Annotated in this window: 19 protein-coding genes, 1 tRNA gene and 1 riboswitch; of the genes, 12 read left to right on the top strand and 8 right to left on the bottom strand. The window is 64.7% G+C overall.

All coding sequences use genetic code 11. The annotated features are described in order from the left end of the window. Positions 1 to 78 precede the first annotated feature (78 nt). From pstC to phoB, 5 genes are all read left to right on the top strand, one after another. Entirely contained in the window at positions 79 to 1,563 is a 1,485-nt protein-coding gene (gene pstC / locus ATB98_RS23540; protein WP_066878072.1) for a phosphate ABC transporter permease subunit PstC, read from the top strand. Next, on the top strand, positions 1,560 to 2,882 hold the full coding sequence (gene pstA, locus ATB98_RS23535) for a phosphate ABC transporter permease PstA (protein WP_066878070.1): 1,323 nt from the start codon (positions 1,560 to 1,562) through the stop codon (positions 2,880 to 2,882). The genes pstC and pstA overlap by 4 nt, the downstream gene beginning before the upstream one ends. A gap of 13 nt (positions 2,883 to 2,895) precedes the next feature. Next, complete coding sequence (gene pstB / locus ATB98_RS23530) at positions 2,896 to 3,711, top strand: phosphate ABC transporter ATP-binding protein PstB (RefSeq protein WP_066878068.1); 816 nt, start codon at positions 2,896 to 2,898, stop codon at positions 3,709 to 3,711. Positions 3,712 to 3,828: 117 nt separating this feature from the next. Continuing rightward, positions 3,829 to 4,542, top strand: coding sequence for a phosphate signaling complex protein PhoU (gene phoU, locus ATB98_RS23525; RefSeq protein WP_066878066.1), 714 nt, complete (start codon positions 3,829 to 3,831; stop codon positions 4,540 to 4,542). Positions 4,543 to 4,602: 60 nt separating this feature from the next. Beyond that, on the top strand, positions 4,603 to 5,286 hold the full coding sequence (gene phoB / locus ATB98_RS23520; RefSeq protein ID WP_066878064.1) for a phosphate regulon transcriptional regulator PhoB: 684 nt from the start codon (positions 4,603 to 4,605) through the stop codon (positions 5,284 to 5,286). A 265-nt stretch (positions 5,287 to 5,551) separates the two neighbouring features. On the opposite strand, the gene ATB98_RS23515 is transcribed toward phoB, so the two are convergent. Beyond that, entirely contained in the window at positions 5,552 to 6,070 is a 519-nt protein-coding gene (locus tag ATB98_RS23515; RefSeq protein WP_066878062.1) for a GcrA family cell cycle regulator, read from the bottom strand. A gap of 409 nt (positions 6,071 to 6,479) precedes the next feature. On the opposite strand from ATB98_RS23515, the gene ATB98_RS23510 reads away from it, so the two are divergent. The 3 genes from ATB98_RS23510 (at position 6,480) to ATB98_RS23500 (ending at position 9,961) form a co-directional block, all read left to right on the top strand. Next, complete coding sequence (locus ATB98_RS23510) at positions 6,480 to 7,679, top strand: aspartate aminotransferase family protein (protein WP_066878060.1); 1,200 nt, start codon at positions 6,480 to 6,482, stop codon at positions 7,677 to 7,679. Positions 7,680 to 7,752: 73 nt separating this feature from the next. Next, a complete protein-coding gene (argF, locus tag ATB98_RS23505) occupies positions 7,753 to 8,664 on the top strand; it encodes an ornithine carbamoyltransferase (protein WP_066878058.1) in 912 nt (303 codons plus the stop codon). A 301-nt stretch (positions 8,665 to 8,965) separates the two neighbouring features. Next, a complete protein-coding gene (locus tag ATB98_RS23500; protein WP_066878056.1) occupies positions 8,966 to 9,961 on the top strand; it encodes an Hsp33 family molecular chaperone in 996 nt (331 codons plus the stop codon). A gap of 20 nt (positions 9,962 to 9,981) precedes the next feature. Here ATB98_RS23500 and apaG read toward each other — a convergent pair whose 3' ends face one another. After that, the gene (apaG, locus tag ATB98_RS23495) at positions 9,982 to 10,374 is read right to left on the bottom strand and encodes a Co2+/Mg2+ efflux protein ApaG (RefSeq protein WP_066878054.1); all 393 of its coding nucleotides are present in this window, start codon (positions 10,372 to 10,374) and stop codon (positions 9,982 to 9,984) included. Between the two features lie 221 nt (positions 10,375 to 10,595). On the opposite strand from apaG, the gene ATB98_RS23490 reads away from it, so the two are divergent. Next, entirely contained in the window at positions 10,596 to 11,210 is a 615-nt protein-coding gene (locus tag ATB98_RS23490) for a CDP-alcohol phosphatidyltransferase family protein (protein WP_066878052.1), read from the top strand. A 51-nt stretch (positions 11,211 to 11,261) separates the two neighbouring features. Here ATB98_RS23490 and ATB98_RS23485 read toward each other — a convergent pair whose 3' ends face one another. After that, positions 11,262 to 12,446, bottom strand: coding sequence for an O-succinylhomoserine sulfhydrylase (locus ATB98_RS23485; RefSeq protein ID WP_066878050.1), 1,185 nt, complete (start codon positions 12,444 to 12,446; stop codon positions 11,262 to 11,264). Between the two features lie 42 nt (positions 12,447 to 12,488). After that, a riboswitch (SAM riboswitch) is annotated at positions 12,489 to 12,567 on the bottom strand. 75 nt (positions 12,568 to 12,642) lie between these two features. Here ATB98_RS23485 and ATB98_RS23480 point away from each other — a divergent pair. From ATB98_RS23480 to ATB98_RS23470, 3 genes are all read left to right on the top strand, one after another. Beyond that, positions 12,643 to 13,740, top strand: coding sequence for a 2'-deoxycytidine 5'-triphosphate deaminase (locus tag ATB98_RS23480; RefSeq protein WP_066878121.1), 1,098 nt, complete (start codon positions 12,643 to 12,645; stop codon positions 13,738 to 13,740). 50 nt (positions 13,741 to 13,790) lie between these two features. Next, positions 13,791 to 13,865, top strand: a tRNA-Gly gene (locus ATB98_RS23475). A gap of 144 nt (positions 13,866 to 14,009) precedes the next feature. Further along, the gene (locus ATB98_RS23470) at positions 14,010 to 14,861 is read left to right on the top strand and encodes a transporter substrate-binding domain-containing protein (RefSeq protein WP_066878048.1); all 852 of its coding nucleotides are present in this window, start codon (positions 14,010 to 14,012) and stop codon (positions 14,859 to 14,861) included. A 70-nt stretch (positions 14,862 to 14,931) separates the two neighbouring features. On the opposite strand, the gene ATB98_RS23465 is transcribed toward ATB98_RS23470, so the two are convergent. The 5 genes from ATB98_RS23465 to ATB98_RS23445 form a co-directional block, all read right to left on the bottom strand. Continuing rightward, complete coding sequence (locus ATB98_RS23465) at positions 14,932 to 15,741, bottom strand: sterol desaturase family protein (protein ID WP_066878046.1); 810 nt, start codon at positions 15,739 to 15,741, stop codon at positions 14,932 to 14,934. An 84-nt stretch (positions 15,742 to 15,825) separates the two neighbouring features. Further along, entirely contained in the window at positions 15,826 to 16,236 is a 411-nt protein-coding gene (locus ATB98_RS23460; protein ID WP_066878044.1) for a tellurite resistance TerB family protein, read from the bottom strand. Between the two features lie 52 nt (positions 16,237 to 16,288). Further along, positions 16,289 to 17,122: a thermonuclease family protein gene (locus ATB98_RS23455; protein ID WP_066878119.1), complete on the bottom strand. Its 834-nt coding sequence runs from the start codon at positions 17,120 to 17,122 to the stop codon at positions 16,289 to 16,291. 11 nt (positions 17,123 to 17,133) lie between these two features. Beyond that, positions 17,134 to 17,793: a S24 family peptidase gene (locus tag ATB98_RS23450; RefSeq protein ID WP_066878042.1), complete on the bottom strand. Its 660-nt coding sequence runs from the start codon at positions 17,791 to 17,793 to the stop codon at positions 17,134 to 17,136. 147 nt (positions 17,794 to 17,940) lie between these two features. Continuing rightward, positions 17,941 to 18,468 carry a winged helix-turn-helix transcriptional regulator gene (locus ATB98_RS23445; RefSeq protein ID WP_066878040.1) on the bottom strand — a complete coding sequence of 176 codons (528 nt, stop codon included), beginning with the start codon at positions 18,466 to 18,468 and terminating at the stop codon, positions 17,941 to 17,943. Positions 18,469 to 18,775 lie beyond the last annotated feature (307 nt).

Raw genomic sequence — 18,775 nt, 5'->3', positions numbered from 1 at the left:
CAGCTTTCCGCTGCGCCGGGACTTTTTTACTTCGATCATTTCCGGCGGCATTGAACGGCCAGCCGTGGAGACGTGCCGATGAGTACTTCGCTCCTTCTCCTGACCATCTTGCTGATCGGTCTCGTTGCCTACTTCGCCGGCCGTGCCCGTTCGCTTGCCGTATCCGGCAGCAAGCTTGCCACCTTGCACTCGCTGCCGGGCTATCATGGCAGCTATGTCGCCATCTGGGCCGTGTTGCCGGCCGCCCTGGTGCTTGCCGCGTGGCTCATCGCCTCACCGCTCTATATCGATTCCTCCGTTCGTTCGGCGCTTCCCGAGACGGTTCGGAACCAGGGTGCCGCGACGGTCCAGCTTGCTCTCGGCCAGGTGAAGGCCGTCGCCACGGGGCTTGCTCGCCTCGATGCGAAGGAGATCGAGGCGGTCAAGACCGGCTCGGTCAATCTTCGCGAGACCCTCGCAGCCAAGGGCGTGGCGCTGGCCGGTGAAGGAGAGCCCTTCATGGTCGAGGCGGCGGAGCAGTTCAACGCGATGCGTGGCTTCAGCCGCTGGCTGATGAGCGCCGTCGTGCTGCTTGCAGCCTTCGCGGGAGGCGTCTATGCGATCCGCAATGTCACCGCCCGCTTTCGCGCCCGCAACCAGGTCGAGCGTGTCATGCTCGGCTCGCTCATCGTCGCTTCGTCGATCGCCATCCTGACGACGATCGGCATCATCGGATCGATGCTGTCGGAGGCCGGCCGGTTCTTCAGCATGGTATCGCCGGCGGAGTTCTTCTTCGGCACGGTCTGGGATCCGCGCTTCGCCGCCGCCGGCAGCGAGGGCTCCTCCGGCCAGTTCGGCCTGCTGCCGCTTCTCGGCGGTACGCTCTACATCGCATTCGTCGCCATGGCTTTCGCGGTGCCGATCGGCCTCTTCGCCGCCATCTACATGGCCGAGTACGCAAGTCCGCGGCTGCGCTCGATAGCGAAGCCGCTCCTCGAGGTGCTCGCCGGCATCCCGACGATCGTCTACGGCTTCTTCGCGCTCGTCACCGTCGGGCCGTTCCTGCGCGACATCTCGGCTCAGTTGAACGGCCTCCTCACCGGCAACTACCAGAACTTCATCCAGGCGCAGAGCGTGCTGACCGCCGGCATCGTGATGGGCATCATGCTCATTCCGTTCGTGTCCTCACTCTCGGACGATATCATCACGCAGGTGCCGCGTGCGCTGCGTGACGGCTCGCTCGGCCTCGGCGCGACGCGTTCGGAAACGGTCAAGAAGGTCATTCTTCCCGCCGCTCTGCCCGGCATCGTCGGCGCGCTGCTGCTGACCGCCTCGCGCGCGGTCGGCGAGACGATGATCGTCGTGCTGGCCGCTGGTGTCGCCGCACGCATGCAGATCAATCCCTTCGAGCCGATGACCACGGTGACGGTGAAGATCGTGCATCAATTGACGGGCGACCTGGAGTTCACCTCGCCGCAGACGCTGGTCGCCTTCGCGCTCGGCATCACCCTCTTCGTCATCACGCTCGGCCTCAACATCTATGCGCTCTACATCGTGCGCAAGTATCGGGAACAGTACGAATGACCGACGTAGCTTCTCCCACGGTAAGGGTCTCGACCCGTCCTGCCGAAAGCCGCCGCGACATCGGCATCAAGCGCCGCTACGCCGCGGAGCGCCGGTTCCGCGCCTATGGCATCAGCGCCATTGCCATCGGCCTGTTCTTCCTTGCGGTCCTTCTCTGGAGCGTCGTTTCGAAAGGCTACACGGCCTTCCAGCAAACGACGATCACGCTGCCGATCGAGTTTTCGGAAAAGGTGATCGACCCGAAGAACGAGCGGGCGACCGATCCGAAGCAACTGATGACCGCCAACTATCCGCTGCTCGTTCGCGACGCGCTGGTCAAGCAGCTTGGCATCGACCCGAAGAAGCGGCCGCTGGTCAAGCAGGCGACCGACATGGTCTCCGACAGCGTCCGCACCCAACTGCGTGACATCGTCACTGCCGATCCTTCGGTCATCGGCAAGACGATCCCGGTAACCTTGCTCGCCGACGCGAACATCGACTCGGCCTTCAAGGGCCAGATCGATCTTTCGGTCGAAGAATCGAAGCGGAAGGTCAAGGACCAGCAGGTCGCCTGGATGAACGAGCTCGCCGATGCCGGCGTGCTCGGGAAGAGCTTCAACACCGGCATCTTCACTTTCGGCGCGTCGAGCCGTCCGGAAGCCGCCGGCGTTGGCGTGGCGCTCGTCGGTTCCGCCTATATGATGCTGATCGTGCTCGTCCTTTCGCTGCCGATCGGCGTCGCCGCCTCGATCTATCTCGAGGAGTTCGCGCCGAAGAACCGCCTGACCGACCTGATCGAGGTCAACATCAACAATCTCGCCGCAGTGCCGTCGATCGTCTACGGTCTTCTCGGCCTGGCGGTCTTCGTGAACTTCGCCGGCATGCCGCGTTCGGCGGCACTGGTCGGCGGTTTCGTGCTGACGCTGATGACGCTGCCGACGATCATTATCGCGACCCGCGCGGCGCTGAAGGCCGTTCCGCCGTCGATCCGCTCCGCCGCGCTCGGCCTCGGCGCATCGAAGATGCAGACGGTCTTCCACCATGTGCTGCCGCTCGCGATGCCGGGCGTTCTAACAGGCACGATCATCGGCCTGGCGCACGCCCTCGGCGAGACCGCTCCGCTGCTGCTGATCGGCATGGTCGCCTTCGTCGTCGACTATCCGGGCTCGCCGCTCGAACCCGCGACGGCGCTGCCGGTGCAGATCTACATGTGGGCGAACGAGGCCGAACGCGCCTTCGTCGAGCGCACGTCAGGGGCGATCATCATTCTTCTGATCTTCCTGATCGTCATGAATCTCGGCGCAATTCTGTTGCGGCGTCGCTTTGAGCGTCGCTGGTAGTGGGGTAAGGACTATGAACATCATGTCGGAAGCTGCGGTCGAAAAGGCTCTGGACCAGAAAATGAATACGGTGCCATTAAAGATGATCGGCAAGGATGTGTCGGTCTATTACGGCGAGAAGCGCGCGCTCTTCGACGTCAACCTGAATATCCGCGAGAACACGGTGACGGCGCTGATCGGTCCTTCCGGCTGCGGCAAGTCGACCTTCCTGCGAACGCTCAACCGCATGAACGACACGATCGAGAACTGCCGCGTCACCGGCAGGATCACGCTCGACGAGGATGACATCTACGACCCGTCGATCGACGTCGTGGAACTGCGCGCCCGCGTCGGCATGGTGTTCCAGAAGCCCAATCCGTTTCCGAAATCGATCTACGACAACGTCGCCTACGGTCCGCGCATCCACGGCCTGGCGCGCACGAAGGCCGAACTTGACGAGATCGTGGAGACGAGCCTGCAGAAGGCGGGCCTGTGGAACGAGGTGAAGGACCGTCTCCAAGAGCCAGGCACCGGCCTTTCCGGCGGTCAGCAGCAGCGCCTCTGCATCGCCCGCGCGGTGGCCGTGAGCCCCGAGGTCATCCTGATGGACGAGCCCTGCTCGGCGCTCGATCCGATCGCGACCGCCAAGGTCGAGGAACTCATTCACGAGTTGCGCGCCAATTTCACGATCGTCATCGTCACCCATTCGATGCAGCAGGCGGCCCGTGTCTCGCAGCGCACCGCCATGTTCCACCTCGGCAATCTGGTCGAGGAGAACGACACCGACAAGATGTTCACCAATCCGGACGACCAGCGCACCCAGGACTACATCATGGGCCGTTTCGGCTAGGAGGCGAGAAGCGGCCCCGCCCTTAGCGGCCGCTTCCGGCGCCCTAGCTTTTGCAATCGCCCGACCTATGGATTCGATTGAGGGCCATTCGCCGCAACAGGCCCCGAGGAAACGAAAATGTCGCACGCACACATAAATTCCGCCTTCGACGAGGAGCTGAAATATCTCACGCGCCGGATCTCCGAGATGGGAGGCCTGGCGGAGCAGATGGTCGCGGATTCCGTCCGGGCGCTGATCAATTCCGACCTTGCCTTGGCGCAGAAGGTGATCTCCGACGACGCGATCCTGGACGATGCGGAGCGCCAGATCGGCGAGAAGGCGATCGTCACCATCGCCAAGCGACAGCCGATGGCCTCCGACTTGCGCGAGATCATGGGATCGATCCGCATCGCCGCCGATCTGGAACGCGTCGGCGACCTCGGCAAGAACACCGCCAAGCGCGTCATCGCGGTGGCTGGGGCCGGCATCCCGCGAAACCTCGCGCGCGGTCTCGAGCATCTGGCCGAACTCGCCCTCGTCCAACTCAAAGAAGTGCTCGACGTCTATGCCTCGCGCTCGCCGGAAAAGGCCAACAGCATCCGCGAGCGCGACGAGGAGATCGACGCGATCTACACCTCGCTGTTCCGCGAACTGCTCACCTACATGATGGAAGATCCGCGCAACATCACGCCCTGCACGCATCTTCTCTTCTGCGCCAAGAACATCGAGCGGATCGGCGATCATGCGACCAACATCGCCGAGACGATCTACTACATGGCGACTGGCGCCCAGCCGACCGGCGAACGGCCGAAGGACGACACGACGCCGACCCTGGGCTCGGTGAAGGGCTGACGTCGTCGCATGCGAAAGCCGTGCGCCAATCTTGCTTCCGCTGCGATGGAGTTGGACTGAATGTTGCCGAAGATTGCCGTTGTCGAAGACGAGGAGGCGTTGAGCGTGCTGCTGCGCTACAATCTCGAGGCAGAGGGATTTGAAGTCGATACGATCCTGCGCGGCGACGAGGCGGAAATCCGCTTGCGGGAGCGCCTGCCCGACCTTCTGATCCTCGATTGGATGCTGCCCGGCGTTTCCGGCATCGAACTCTGCCGCAGGCTGCGCCAGCGGCCGGAGACGGAGCGGCTGCCGATTATCATGCTGACGGCGCGAGGCGAGGAAAGCGAGCGCGTGCGGGGACTTGCGACCGGCGCCGACGACTATGTCGTCAAGCCGTTCTCGACACCGGAGCTGATGGCGCGCGTCAAGGCGATGCTCAGGCGCGCCAGGCCCGAGGTGCTCTCGACGCACTTACGCTGCGGCGACATCGAGCTCGATCGGGAGACGCACCGCGTCCATCGCCGCAGCCGCGAAGTGCGGCTCGGGCCGACGGAGTTCAGGCTGCTCGAGTTCCTCATGTCCTCGCCCGGCCGCGTCTTTTCCCGCTCGCAATTGCTCGACGGCGTCTGGGGCCACGACATCTATGTCGACGAGCGAACGGTGGACGTCCATGTCGGCCGCCTGCGCAAGGCGCTGAACGTCTCCAACATGCCGGACGTCATCCGCACGGTGCGCGGGGCGGGGTATTCCCTGGAAAGCTGATCCGGCGGCGCCGCGAGGCTGAGGCGCCCGGCATATGCGGCTGTCGAGCCGCACCCCCTCTGCCCTGCCGGGCATCTCCCCCCTTGTGGGTGTTCTGGCGGGAAGAGGGGGACTGAGGCAGCACCGCGAGTCTCCTTCGCCCCGCGTGCGGGGAGAAGGTGGCCGGCAGGCCGGATGAGGGGGCGCTGCCGCCTCCTGATTTTGCCGCCGCGCACAGGAAAAAGGGGCCATGCGGCCCCTTCTTTCCACCCTTTGCCGAGGAGGCTCAGCGGATGCGTCTGCGCTCGGCCGAGGGCTGGTAGGCGAGGCGGGCGTGGTAGCTGCAATAGGGCGAGGACTCCGGCGAGTCGTTGCCGCAGAAGTGGAACTCTTCCTTCAGCGGATCGCCGATCGGCCATTTGCAGGTGCGCTCGGTGAGCTGGGTCAGCTCCAGCCGGCGCGACATCGGCACGACGATGTTGGCATCGAGCTCGATGTCCGGCTCGACCGCCAGGTCGACCGCGACCTCTTCCTTCAGCGCCGTTGCTCCGGCCGTGCGGGGGGTGCGGGTCACGGCGCGCGCCGCGTAGTTCGGCGCCCTCGGGGCCGAGGTCGCCCGCTTGGGGCGCGCGGCCGCCACGGTTGTCCCGCCGGCCTTGGCGCGCCCGGGCAGGCTCAGGCGGTGGACCTTGCCGATGACCGCATTGCGACTGACGCCGCCCAGTTGCGCCGCGATCTGGCTGGCGCTCAGGCCCTCGGACCACAGCTTCTTCAGTTTCTCGACCCGCTCGTCAGTCCAGTTCATCTCTGCACTCCCCGTTCTCGGCGTTGGGATGGCAGAATCCATCACCGTTCTCCGGAAAAGCTCCGGAGTTTCAACGCGATAACACTTTTGGTGACTAGGTCCGCCGCATGCGTCTAGTAATTGAATACTAACCTACCGGCAGGGTGACTCCGTGGCAAGAGTCGCCGGAATCGCGCCGAATCGTTTTCGCAGTTTTCCCCAACTTGCTGGCGGAGCGTTGCATTTTTGCAAGCCCTGCGGAGCGATTTTTTCGAGCGCGGGAATCTCCTCCGGCAAAGCGCTTGCAAACCTTGGTTTTGTTGACATTGCGCCGCGAAATAGGAATAGTGCCTCCCGCCGCCGAAAGGCGGCATTTTTGATTTTTATCGGGCCGCACCAGGGCCGATGCCGGAACCAAGGAGAGTTCAGCATGTCCGCAACAACGCCGCTTTACGACACCTATCTGCGCGCGCCGTTGCGTTTCGAGCGAGGTGAGGGCGTCTGGCTGATCGCCGAAGACGGCACGCGCTATCTCGACTTCGCCGCCGGCGTCGCCGTGAATTCGCTTGGCCACGCCCATCCCCATCTGGTCGAGGCTTTGAAGGCGCAGGCCGACAAGGTCTGGCATCTCTCCAATCTCTACGAGGTGCCGGGGCAGGAGAGCCTTGCGCGGCGTTTGACCCAGGTGACCTTCGCCGACCGGGTGTTCTTCACCAATTCGGGTGCGGAAGCGCTCGAATGCGCGATCAAGACGGCGCGGCGCTACCATTTTGCCAAAGGCCATCCGGAAAAGTTCCACGTCATCACCTTCGAAGGCGCCTTCCACGGCCGCACGATCGCGACGATCGCCGCCGGCGGCCAGCAGAAATACATCGAAGGCTTCGGTCCGAAGGCGCCGGGCTTCTATCAGGTGCCCTTCGGCGACATCGCCGCCGTCAGGAACGCGATCAATGACGAGACCGCCGCGATCCTCATCGAGCCGATCCAGGGCGAGGGCGGCATCCGCCTGGCGTCGAAGGAGTTCCTGCAGGAGCTGCGCGCCCTCTGCGACGAATTCGGCCTGCTCCTGATCCTCGACGAGGTGCAATGCGGCGTCGGCCGCACCGGCAAGCTCTTCGCCCATGAATGGGCCGGCATCCGGCCGGATATCATGGCGGTCGCCAAGGGCATCGGCGGCGGCTTTCCGCTCGGCGCCTGCCTCGCAACGGACGCGGCCGCCGCCGGCATGGTGGCGGGCACGCACGGCTCCACCTATGGCGGCAACCCGCTGGCGATGGCCGTCGGCAATGCCGTCCTCGACGTGATCCTCGCCGACGGCTTCCTCGAACATGTGCGCGACGTGGCGCTCGTCTTCCGCCAGGGGCTCGCTTCATTGAAGGACCGTTTCCCCGACGTGATCGAGGAGATCCGTGGCGACGGTCTGATGCTCGGCATCAAGGCGAAAGTGCCTTCGACCGACCTCCTGGCGGCGATCCGCGCCGAGAGGCTGCTCGCCGTCCCGGCCGGCGAGAACGTGCTGCGCCTGCTGCCGCCGCTGATCACCACCGCGGCCGAGGCCCGCGAGGGGCTCGCAAGGCTGGAGCGCGCGGCGGAGGCGGTGAGGAGCAAGAGCGGCGACGCCGCCGCCTGAGTTCCGCATCACCGATTGAATTCGCCGCGCAAGCGTGGTCGATTACAGGTTTCTACGATAGGAAATACAGCAAATGACAAGACATTTTCTCGATCTCTCGGCCATGACGGCCGCCGACCTCCGGACGATCATCGACGATGCCCGCGTCCGGAAGTCTGCGACCAAGGCCGGGACGGCCGAAAAGCCGCTCGCCGGCAAGATGCTTGCGATGATCTTCGAGAAGCCGTCGACGCGCACGCGCGTCTCCTTCGACGTCGGCATGCGCCAGCTCGGCGGCGAGACGCTGTTCCTCTCAGGCACCGAGATGCAGCTCGGCCGGGCCGAGACGATCGGCGACACGGCGAAGGTGCTGTCGCGCTACGTCGATGCGATCATGATCCGTACGACCGACCATCGCCGGCTCCTGGAGATGGCCGAGCACGCGACCGTGCCGGTCATCAACGGCCTCACCGACGATACGCATCCCTGCCAGATCATGGCCGACATCATGACCTTCGAGGAGCATCGCGGGCCGGTCAAGGGCAAGACGATTGCCTGGACGGGCGACGGCAACAACGTTCTCCATTCGCTGATCGAAGGCTCGGCGCGCTTCGGCTATCGGATGAACATGGCAGTGCCGCTCGGCTCCGAGCCGCAGGACAAGATCCTGAACTGGGCGCGCAACAACGGGGGTGAGATCCTGCTTTGCCACGAGGCCGAGCAGGCGGTCGCCGGCGCCCATTGCGTCGTCACCGACACCTGGGTGTCGATGAACCAGGAGCATCGCGCCCGCGGGCACAACGTCTTCCAGCCCTATCAGGTCAACGAGGCGCTGATGAAGCACGCCGCACCCGATGCGCTGTTCATGCACTGCCTGCCGGCGCACCGCGGCGAGGAGGTGACCGACGAGGTCATCGACGGGCCGCAGTCGGTCGTCTTTGACGAGGCGGAGAACCGGCTGCACGCCCAGAAGTCGATCCTCGCCTGGTGCCTGGGCGCCGTGTGAGACAGGCGGCCGCCTATTGAAATCTGAGGGCTGCGACACGATCTAGGCCTAGGAATGGCTTCGGCATGGCGCCGGCCATTACCCGTCATCAAAAACCTGCGGCGAGCCTGGCGCGTCTCAAAGACGCGGCGCGCCGCAATGGGGCCGTCATGCGGGCGGGCGAGGGTGTGCTCGCCGACGAACTGCACGTGCGTTCTGGACAAATCCCTTTACGGCGGGATCAAATAGGATAACGGGCGCGTTGCACGAGGGCAAAGCAATGCCGTCGCGCCGACCGGCCCGGTCAAGCAAGGAGCAATCGATGAGAGAGACAGTGCCGGGACTTGGCGAATTCGATTTTGCCGGTGACGACCATGTCGTGCCCTTTCAGGTCGAGGGGCTCGACGTGCGCGGCCGCGCCGTCCAGCTTGGCCCGATGCTCGACGCGATCCTCGAGCGTCACAATTATCCGCTTCCGGTGGCACGTCTCGTTGCCGAGACTGTGGTGCTGACCGTCTTGCTCGGCACGTCGCTGAAATTCGAGGGCAAGTTGATCGTCCAGACGCAGGGCGACGGTCCCGTCGACCTCGTGGTCGCGGATTTTTCGACGCCGGACCGGGTTCGCGCCTATGCCCGCTATGACGACGAGGCGCTGGCGGCTGCTCAAGAGGGCGGGCGCACGCAGCCGCACGAGCTCCTGGGCAACGGCATTCTCGCCTTCACCATCGACCAGGGCGTTCATACGCAGCGCTACCAGGGCATCGTCGCGCTCGACGGCGCCACGCTCGAGGAGATCGCGGGCGTCTATTTCCGCCAGTCGGAGCAGATCCCGACCAAGGTGCGTCTCGCCGTCGCCGAACTCCTCGACAAGGACGAGCACGGCAAGCCGCGGCATCGCTGGCGCGCCGGCGGCATGGTCGCGCAGTTCCTGCCCGACGCCCCCCATCGCATGCGTCAGCCGGACCTGCCGGGCGGCGATGGCGATGATGACGACGCCGAGACCCTCTTCGAGGAGGACGATCTCTGGGCGGAAGCCAAGGTGATGGTCGAGACGATCGACACCGACGAGCTGACGGACCCCACCGTCGGGACCGAGCGCTTGCTCTACCGGCTGTTCCACGAGCGTGGCGTACGTGTCTATCAGCCCCAGGCGGTCTACGATCGCTGCAGCTGCACGCGCGAGAAGATCCGGAAGGTCCTGGAGGGTTTGAGCGACGAGGATATCGAGGGCAGCATCGAGGACGGCCTGATCAAGGTGACCTGCGAGTTCTGCTCCACCACCTATCGCTTCGAGGCGAGCGAAGTCCGTTCGCAGTGAAGACCCCGACTGCAAATGCGCTAATTCAGGGTTCGCACGAGCCCCGGTGAATCGAGGGAGAAGGCGGGGATGGCCACGTTGAATGTCTCTCCGTCCTCCGCCTCCATGCTGTAGTGGCCGAACATCACGCCCGATGGCGTGTCCAGCGGGCAGCCGGAGGAATATTCATAGGTATCGCCGGGGTTCAGGAGCGGCTGTTCGCCGATCACGCCGGGGCCGCTCACCTCGTCCACCTGACCGTTCTCGTCGGTGATGTGCCAGTAGCGGGTCATCAGCCGGACCGCGACCCCGGAATGGTTCGCTATGACGATGCGATAGCCCCAGACATAGCGGCTGTCGTCGGGATCCGACTGTTCCTCCAGATAGTACGGCTCGACCGTCACTTCGATGTCGCGTGTCAGCGCGCGGTACATGTGCAACACCCTGTTTCAAATTGGTACGCGTATTCTACAGCAATATGCTTTCGTCAAGAATAACGGCAAGATTACGCGAGTCGTGTTCAAATCCGCCTTGACCATAAGGGATCTCGGGGGGCGCGGCCGATCCAGATCATACATGATCGATCTTGATAAGTTGAGCGTGGGGATAGGGACGGAAGCGGCGGCTGCTTCCCCCCGTGCGGAAGGGTGAGGACATGCTTGACGGTGCGGTGCGCAGGCGCTTGGATCCCGTGCTCGACAGGCTCGGCGCCGCGCTGGCGAAGCGCGGTGCCAACCCCGACGCGATCACGATTTTGGGCTTCGGCCTCGGCCTTGCGGCCGCCGCCCTCGTCGGCTTCCGCTTCTATTCTTCGGCGGCCGGCCTGATCCTCCTCAGCCGCCTCTGTGACGGCCTCGACGGGGCGGTCGCACGCGCAAGCGGCAAGACGGACTTCGGCGGCTTTCTCGACATCGTGCTCGACTTTGCCTTCTACGGCGCCATTCCGCTCGCCTTCATCATCGCCGATCCGGCCGCAAACGGCCTTGCGGGCGGGTTCCTGCTCTTCGCCTTCTATGTCAACGGCGCGAGCTTCCTTGCCTATGCCGTCATGGCCGAGAAGCGGGCGCTGACGACCGAGGTGCGCGGGGCGAAGTCGCTCTATTTCACCACGGGGCTCGCGGAAGCGACGGAGACGATCGCCTTCTTCCTGGCCGCCTGCCTGTTTCCCGCCTGGTTCCCGCTGATGGCGGTGATTTTCGCCGTCGTTTGCCTTTATACGGCCCTGTCGCGGATCGTCCTGGCGCGGCTCACCTTCCGCAACCCGCAATGAAAAACCGCCCGCAAGGCGGGCGGTTTCGCATTTTCGTTCAGGCGGCCCGGATCAGGCCGTCACGCTCTTCAGGGCGCGCGCGAAATCCTCGACGAGGTCTTGGCTGTCCTCGATCCCGGCAGAGAAGCGCACCGTTCCGGCCGAGATGCCGAGTTCGGCCCGCGCTTCGTCGCTCAGGTTCTTGTGCGTCGTCGTAGCCGGATGGGTGATGAGGCTCTTGGAGTCGCCGAGATTGTTTGAGATTCGCACGATGTCGAGCGCGTTCTGCAGAGCGAAGGCCGCCTCCTTGCCGCCCTTGAGCTCGAAGGCGACGAGGGTCGAGCCGCCCGTCATCTGCCTGGCGATGATGTCGGCCTGCGGATGGTCCTTGCGGCCGGGATAGATGACGCGGGCGACCTGAGGCTGCTCGGCGAGGAAGTCGGCGATCAGCCGGGCGTTTTCCGTCTGCTGCCTGACGCGAAGCGGCAGCGTCTCGATGCCCTTGAGCAGCGTCCAGGCGTTGAAGGGCGACATGGCCGGGCCGGTGTGGCGGAAATAGTCGTGCAGGTTCTCGTCGATCCATTCCTTGTCGGAGAGCACCACGCCGCCGAGGCAACGGCCCTGGCCGTCGATGTGCTTGGTGGCGGAATAGACGACGACATGGGCGCCGAGCTCGAGCGGCTTCTGGAAGAGGGGGGTGGCGAAGACGTTGTCGACGACGACCTTGGCGCCGATCTGGTTGGCGAGCCTGGCGACGCCGGCGATGTCGATCACTTCCAGCGTCGGATTGGTCGGGCTTTCGAGGAAGAAGACCTTGGTGTTCGGCCGCACCGCCGCTTCCCAGTTCTCGAGGTCGCGGCCGTCGACCAGTGTGCATTCGACGCCGTATCTCGGTGCGAGCGTCTCGACGACCCAGCGGCAGGAGCCGAAGAGGGCGCGCGCAGCAACGATATGGTCGCCCGCTTTCACCTGGCAGAGGATCGCCGAGGAGACGGCCGCCATGCCGGAGGCGGTGGCGCGGGCGTCCTCGGCGCCTTCGAGCATGCACATGCGCTTCTCGAACATATCGTTGGTCGGGCTGCCGTAGCGGGCATAGATGAAGCCGTCGGTCTCGCCCTTGAAGCGGGCTTCGGCGGCTTCCGAGCTCTCGTAGACGAAGCCCTGCGTGAGGAAGATCGCTTCGGAGGTCTCGCCGTATTGCGAGCGGAGGGTTCCGCCATGGACGAGTTGGGTTGCCGGGCGCCAGTTCTTGCTCATGCGACGATCACCTTCAAAAACAAAAAACCGGCCGCGAAACGACCGGTTTGACACCCGGCCTTTTTAGCTACTTGTTTAACGTGGCTGCAAGCCGACCGGCCAAATCACCACGGGATAAAGCTCCAATACTGCCTGGCCGCGCTTGCGTCAATTCCCGGAGTTTGGTTTTGTCTGGCAACTGCAAATGAGGATCGGAATGGCTCGCGAGACAGGGATTTTGGCCGACCGCGCGATTGCGGCGCTGTTCGCCTCGGGACGCTTGAAAAGCGAGAGGCCGCTCGACGGCGACCAGATCCAGCCGGCGAGCCTCGATCTCCGCCTTGGTTCCAAGGCCTTTCGTGTCCGCGCGAGCTTCATGCCCGGCCCGGCCCATCTCGTCGCCGACAAGCTCGACCGTCTGAAGCTGCATGTCATCGATCTCAGCGAGGGCGCGGTGCTGGAAACCGGCTGCGTCTATATCGTGCCGCTGATGGAGAGCCTGGCGCTGCCGGAGGAGATGTCGGCCTCCGCCAATCCGAAGAGCTCCACCGGCCGCCTCGACATCTTCACGCGGGTGATCACCGACCGGGCGCAGGAATTCGACAAGATACCGGCGGGTTACAGCGGCCCACTCTATCTCGAAATCAGCCCGCGGACCTTCCCGATCGTCGTCAGGCGCGGCTCGCGGCTGTCGCAGATACGCTTCCGCGTCGGCCATTCGGTGCTCTCGGAACAGGAACTGCTGGCGTTGCACGAAAACGACGTGCTCGTCGCCAGCGAGCGGCCGAACATCACCGGCGGCGGCATCGCGCTCTCGATCGATCTCAAGGGCACCGGCCCGGATGGGCTGATCGGCTATCGCGGCAAGCACCACACCTCGGTCGTCGACGTCGACAAGAAGGCGGAGCACCCCGTCTTCGATTTCTGGGAGCCGCTCTATAGCCGCGGCCGCGACGACCTGATCCTCGATCCGGACGAGTTCTATATCCTCGTCTCGCGCGAGGCGGTGCACGTGCCGCCGCTCTATGCCGCGGAGATGACGCCCTTCGATCCGCTGGTCGGCGAATTCCGCGTCCATTATGCCGGATTCTTCGACCCCGGCTTCGGCCACGCGTCGGCCGGCGGCAGCGGCAGCCGCGCCGTGCTCGAGGTCCGCAGCCACGAGGTGCCCTTCATCCTCGAGCACGGGCAGATCGTCGGCCGCCTGATCTATGAACACATGCTCGAGCGCCCGGAGGGGCTCTACGGCCTCGATCTCGGCTCCAACTACCAGGCACAGGGCCTCAAGCTGTCGAAGCATTTTCGGGCAGAATGAGCATGAGCGCTTGACAGAACGCGGCGGTTGGGGAAATTTCCGCTTCTGACGCGGGTGTAGTTCAGTGGTAGAACGCCAGCTTCCCAAGCTTGATGTCGTCGGTTCGATCCCGATCACCCGCTCCACTTTCTCCCTTCTGCCGATCGAGAACGGTGCCGCCTCGATTTGAAGGGCCGCCTGTAGCCAGCGTCGATCCATCCCGCTAATCTCGACAAAAAGCCAATCGAATCCGCGTGTTCCTTCGCCGCGGCTCAAGCAAACGGATCGCAATGACGGGCGCTCTTTCTCGACGAATTTTCTGGATAATCGCGCTCGTGACCGCGTTCGCTGCGGGATCGGCTTTGGCCCAACCGAAGGAAATGCCGCGGCTCTTCGATGCGCGCGAGCGCATCGCCAAGCCGGACCTCACCGGGCTTGCGCGACTGCGCTTCCTGACGACGGTCGATTTTCCGCCCTTCAATTTCATCGACCAGTCGGGCAAGCTCTCGGGCTTCCATGTCGACCTCGCCCGCGAGATCTGCCGGGAGCTTGAGATCGAAGCCAAGTGCCAGATCCAGGCGGTGACCTATGCGGAGCTCATGCCGGCGCTCGAAGAGGGGCAAGGCGAAGCGATCGCCGCGGGCATCGCCGTCACGCCGGAGCTGAGGCGGCGCTTCGGCTTTTCCAGGCCCTTCATGCAATTGCCCGCCCGCTTCGCCGTCAACACGAAAGCCTCCGGCGCCGTCGCGCGGCCCGGCGATCTCGTGGGGAAGGCGGTCGGCGTCGTGTCCGGCACGACCCATGAGGCGATGCTGAAGGCCTTTTTCCCGAGCCTCGAAGCGAAGCCGTTTCCCGACCGGAACGCCCTCCTGTCGGCCCTGCGGGCCGGCACGATCGCGGCCGCCTTCTCGGACGCCATGCAACTGTCCTTCTGGACCTCCAGCAGCGCCGCCGCCGGATGCTGCGCGATGGTGGAGGGCGCCTATTTCTCGCAGCGCTTCCTCGGGGAGGGGCTCACGATCATGAACCGAAAGTCCGAACCCACCCTGACCCAGGCGATCGATCATGCCCTGCTGGCGCTGTCGCGCAGCGGCAGGCTCGAGGAGATTTATTTGCGCTATTTTCCGAACGGGATCTATTGAGCGAAATATGCGCCGCGCGTGGTTAGGGTGAGGGGCTCCTGCTGGGCTGTTTCCCCCAGAAGTGCCGTGCCTATCCGCGCCTAAACGGCAGCATCAGCGACCATAGGAGCTTGGTCGGTTCGACGCGGCCATAGGCCCTGAGCCCCGTCTCGATCGCATCGCTGCCGCGCGCCGGCTCGGCGATGTAGGTCGAGAACAGCCGGTCCCAGATGGAAAGGTTGAAGCCGTAGTTCGAGTCCGTCTCGCGCCTCTCGATGGAGTGGTGGATGCGATGCATGTCCGGCGTCACGATGAGCCGGCGCAGGATATGGTCGGCGCTTTCCGGCAGCCGCAGATTGGCGTGGTTGAACATCGCACCGGCATTGAGCGCGATTTCGAACAGAAGCACGGCGAGGGCCGGCGCACCGATCAGGATGATGACCACGCCCTTCCAGAGCATCGACAGCAGGATTTCGATGGGGTGGAAGCGAAGGGCAGTCGTCACGTCGACGCCCGGATCGGCGTGATGGACGCGGTGGATGCACCACAGGAAGGGAACCTTGTGGAACACCACATGCTCCAGCCATATCGCGAAATCGAGGACGACGAAGGCGATGAGGCCGGCAAGCGGCGGCGCCACGCCGAGCGCGGGAAGCAGGCCGAGGCCGCGCCCGTCCGCCCAGATGGCGACACCGACGGCCGCGGCGGGGAAGACGATTCGCAGGAGCAGCGACGAGACGAGCACGATCGACAGGTTGGTGAACCAGCGGCGCGCCTTCACGGCCCGCATCAGTTCCGGCCGCTCGAGCCGCGGATGGAGAAGTTCGAGCACGGCCAGCACCGCGAAGGCCGCGGCAAAGACGCCAAGCCGCCAGACCGGTTCCGCGATCCCGAAGAACATATCGACGATCCTCGATGCGCCCCGCCCCGTTGCCTACTACAGCGCCGCGCGTCTTATCAGACGCGCAAAGGTCGTTGTAGCACTTTACCTGCGAAAGCGCGCCATGGCGCCGCGTTCGATCGCCGCGCAGGTCAGCTTGTCGAGGCCGAGGCGGTCGCGCAGCAGCTGCAGCAGCCGGATCTCCTCGTTGCGGATGCGCTGGTCGGCGGCGGCGATCTCGACGGCGAGCGCGTAAGCCGTCTCGTAGAGCCGCTGCGGCAACGCCTCCCGCACCATTTCCAGTACGACGTCGAGGCCCTCCGAGGCGGCGAGCTGTGCCGCGCATTCGCGACCGATGTGGATCAGGTGGTCCTCATCGAAGCCTTCGAAGGCCGGCAGGAACCGCACGAGCACGCCGATGCGCGCAAATTCGTCATCGGTCATGTTCCGGTCGACGGCGGACATCATGACCATGACATGGACAAGGGCTTCGTGCTGGCTGAGGGTGGCGGACATCTGGCTTCTCGAAGAATGGTGGCGAACAGCAGTTAGGGAGCCGCATGCGGCCTTACAAGTCCGGTGCGGCCTCTTCGAGGACCACGCCGACGGAAGGATCGTTGACGACGAGCGGCGCGCGCTTCAGATCGCGGGGGTCATTGCCATGAAACCCGAGCTTCGCCTTGCGCGCCGCATCGGCCTTCGCTTCGAGCGCGGTGCCCGGCAACGGTATCGCCCAGCCGTTGGCGACGAGCCATTCGGCGACGTCCTGGCCGGCTACGTTGCAGCGGGTCGTGACGGTGTTTCCCGTCTCCTGCGGTGTGTCGCAGACAAGCGCGCGCGCCCTCAGGAAATTGCGGAACGCCGTGCGCGCGATCATGCCGCAGGGCCAGCTCTTGCCGCTGCCGCCGCACTGCTTCTCGGTGTTCTCCGGTTCGATGCGCATGATCTGCAACGTCGTGTCGCCGGACCGCACCAGTCCCGAAGCGAGTGCAACGGGCTGCCGGTAGACGGTCGTGGCAGGTTTCTCCTTTTCCGGGGGTTTTGAAAGCGGCGGCCGCGGCGCCACCCGCTGCAGCGGCTTGGCGACCCCTTTTTCAGGCAGGGAGAAGAGGCTGGGCTCGATCGGCCGCACCGTCACGCGCGCCCCCTTGTCGATGGCGACATCGGTCTTGGGCTCAGGGGGTAGAGCGGCCCTGGTGTCGCTGTTGCCTATCGCTCCGGCATCGGCGGGAACCGCCTCTGCCGGCTCCTCGGTCGCCGCCGCATCCGGTGTTTCGAGGACGAAGTCGGGCGCTGCGGCACTGTCGCGGCCGCGAATGGCAGCGGCGCCGCTCATCAGGATGCCGGCATAAAGCGCGAGGGCTGCAAGCCCGCCGGCAGTGGTGATGAACTGCTCGCGCATCGTCGCCACCCCTATTGGCTGGCCCAGATGATCCGGGCGATCCATTCCACGTCCGTCATCTCGAAATTGCGGTTGGGGTGGTCGGGGTTGAGCGAGAGGAGATCGATGCCGCGCGGCGTCTGCCGGGCGAGCACCTTCGCCATCACTTCGCCCTTGCGCGTCCTGACGACGACCCGGTCTCCCCGCCGCACCTGCGCGCCCGGATCGACGATGAGGATGTCGCCGTCGCGATAGAGCGGCAGCATGCTGTCGCCCTGCACCTCCAGCGCGTAGAGGCCTGCCTGCCGCCGCTCGGCGACGGGGAACTCGATCTCGTCCCAGCCCTGGCCGACCGGGAAGCCCCCATCGTCGAAGAAGCCGCCCGCACCGGCCTGGGCGAAGCCGATCAGCGGAATGCCGGGCGCCGGCTGCCCAGCTTCAGCCGGCGCGCCGTTAACGCCGCCCGGCCGCATCAGCGCCAGGAACTGGTCCATCGTGTCGCCGGTCGCATCCAGGATCTTCGAGATCGATTCGGTTGAGGGCCAGCGGTCACGCCCATCGGCCGATTGGCGCTTCGACTTGTTGAACGAGGTGGGATCGAGGCCGGCGCGCCGCGCAAGGCCCGACGGTGAAAGCCGATGACGCTCGGCCAATGCGTCGATCGCCCGCCAGATGCTGTCATGTGAAAGCATATCGATCCACCCCGGGCGACGGACGCGCACGAAACCGCCTGCGGCGTCCTCCCGTCCCCGCTTGAGCCTTCCCTCACATTAGCGGAGCGGTGGACGAGCGTAAAGAACGGCAAGGAAAATAGTCCTCGCCCGTTTCGCCGGAGGGCGTCAGGAACCGGTGGCCGCCAGCTCCCCTTTCTTAGCCTTGCGGGCGATCACCTCTTCATAGGCCGCCTGCAAGGTTTCGCGCACCGATGGCCCCTCTGGTATTGCTACGGCGGTGCCCAGATGTTCGGCCCGCAGTTCGTCCATGAACCGCTCCCAAAGTTCCGGCCCGCCTTCCTCCATCAGCCGGGCGCGGATGCTCAGCTCTTCGCTGACCGGCAGATAGCGCCGGCCCCAGGCGCCGAGATGCGCCATGATCGGTACCAGCGCGATCGTCTTCTCGGTCAGGCTGTAGATCGCCTTCTGCTTGTGGCTCGGGTCGTCCCGCTTCGTCAGCATGCCGGTTTCCACCAGCGTCTTCAGCCGATCGGCGAGGATATTGGAGGAGATGCCCTCCTGGGAGCGCAACAGCTCGCGGAAATGCCGCTTGCCGCCGAAGATCATGTCCCGGATGATCAGGAGGGTCCATTTGTCGCCGAAAACTTCGAGGGAGAGATTGATCGGGCAGGCGGAACGATGGTCGTCAGTCATTTTGCTCTCTGAGGCGAGCGGACGCGGGCCTCTGCCACCGCTCTAACTGCTTGCATTATTGCATCAGTGAAGCCGATGCGCAACTGATCTCAAATACGAGCAGTCCAAGTGCCGGGGCCGACGCGCCGACCTCCGTTAGAGCGGGATGCGCTCACATGCGTTCGCGCCACCGCTCCATCTGTTTGTTTGTGCCGCATTTGTGCGACGTCAGGTGGCTCCACCTGACTGCAAAGATGCTCTAGGTCGTGTGGACAATTATCTGATCCACAAGACGATGGCTGCGATAGTGACGACGGCGAGGTAGTTT

Origin of the sequence: Sinorhizobium saheli (assembly GCF_001651875.1) — a bacterium.
Classification (GTDB): Bacteria; Pseudomonadota; Alphaproteobacteria; order Rhizobiales; family Rhizobiaceae; genus Sinorhizobium; species Sinorhizobium saheli.
The sequence above is the reverse complement of the archived record's forward strand: the minus strand, read 5'-3'. Positions and strand labels throughout refer to the sequence as shown.

Excerpts from the sequence above, each read along its gene's own strand:
- apaG (WP_066878054.1), bottom strand. The coding sequence starts at position 10,374 with ATGTACCGCGCGCTGACACGCGACATCGAAGTGACGGTCGAGCCGTAC.
- pstC (WP_066878072.1), top strand. The coding sequence starts at position 79 with ATGAGTACTTCGCTCCTTCTCCTGACCATCTTGCTGATCGGTCTCGTT.
- ATB98_RS23455 (WP_066878119.1), bottom strand. The coding sequence starts at position 17,122 with ATGCGCGAGCAGTTCATCACCACTGCCGGCGGGCTTGCAGCCCTCGCG.
- ATB98_RS23460 (WP_066878044.1), bottom strand. The coding sequence starts at position 16,236 with ATGTCCGCCACCCTCAGCCAGCACGAAGCCCTTGTCCATGTCATGGTC.
- pstB (WP_066878068.1), top strand. The coding sequence starts at position 2,896 with ATGAACATCATGTCGGAAGCTGCGGTCGAAAAGGCTCTGGACCAGAAA.
- argF (WP_066878058.1), top strand. The coding sequence starts at position 7,753 with ATGACAAGACATTTTCTCGATCTCTCGGCCATGACGGCCGCCGACCTC.
- ATB98_RS23465 (WP_066878046.1), bottom strand. The coding sequence starts at position 15,741 with ATGTTCTTCGGGATCGCGGAACCGGTCTGGCGGCTTGGCGTCTTTGCC.
- ATB98_RS23445 (WP_066878040.1), bottom strand. The coding sequence starts at position 18,468 with ATGACTGACGACCATCGTTCCGCCTGCCCGATCAATCTCTCCCTCGAA.
- ATB98_RS23485 (WP_066878050.1), bottom strand. The coding sequence starts at position 12,446 with ATGAGCAAGAACTGGCGCCCGGCAACCCAACTCGTCCATGGCGGAACC.
- phoU (WP_066878066.1), top strand. The coding sequence starts at position 3,829 with ATGTCGCACGCACACATAAATTCCGCCTTCGACGAGGAGCTGAAATAT.
- pstA (WP_066878070.1), top strand. The coding sequence starts at position 1,560 with ATGACCGACGTAGCTTCTCCCACGGTAAGGGTCTCGACCCGTCCTGCC.
- ATB98_RS23510 (WP_066878060.1), top strand. The coding sequence starts at position 6,480 with ATGTCCGCAACAACGCCGCTTTACGACACCTATCTGCGCGCGCCGTTG.
- ATB98_RS23470 (WP_066878048.1), top strand. The coding sequence starts at position 14,010 with ATGACGGGCGCTCTTTCTCGACGAATTTTCTGGATAATCGCGCTCGTG.
- ATB98_RS23515 (WP_066878062.1), bottom strand. The coding sequence starts at position 6,070 with ATGAACTGGACTGACGAGCGGGTCGAGAAACTGAAGAAGCTGTGGTCC.
- ATB98_RS23490 (WP_066878052.1), top strand. The coding sequence starts at position 10,596 with ATGCTTGACGGTGCGGTGCGCAGGCGCTTGGATCCCGTGCTCGACAGG.
- ATB98_RS23450 (WP_066878042.1), bottom strand. The coding sequence starts at position 17,793 with ATGCTTTCACATGACAGCATCTGGCGGGCGATCGACGCATTGGCCGAG.
- ATB98_RS23480 (WP_066878121.1), top strand. The coding sequence starts at position 12,643 with ATGGCTCGCGAGACAGGGATTTTGGCCGACCGCGCGATTGCGGCGCTG.
- ATB98_RS23500 (WP_066878056.1), top strand. The coding sequence starts at position 8,966 with ATGAGAGAGACAGTGCCGGGACTTGGCGAATTCGATTTTGCCGGTGAC.
- phoB (WP_066878064.1), top strand. The coding sequence starts at position 4,603 with ATGTTGCCGAAGATTGCCGTTGTCGAAGACGAGGAGGCGTTGAGCGTG.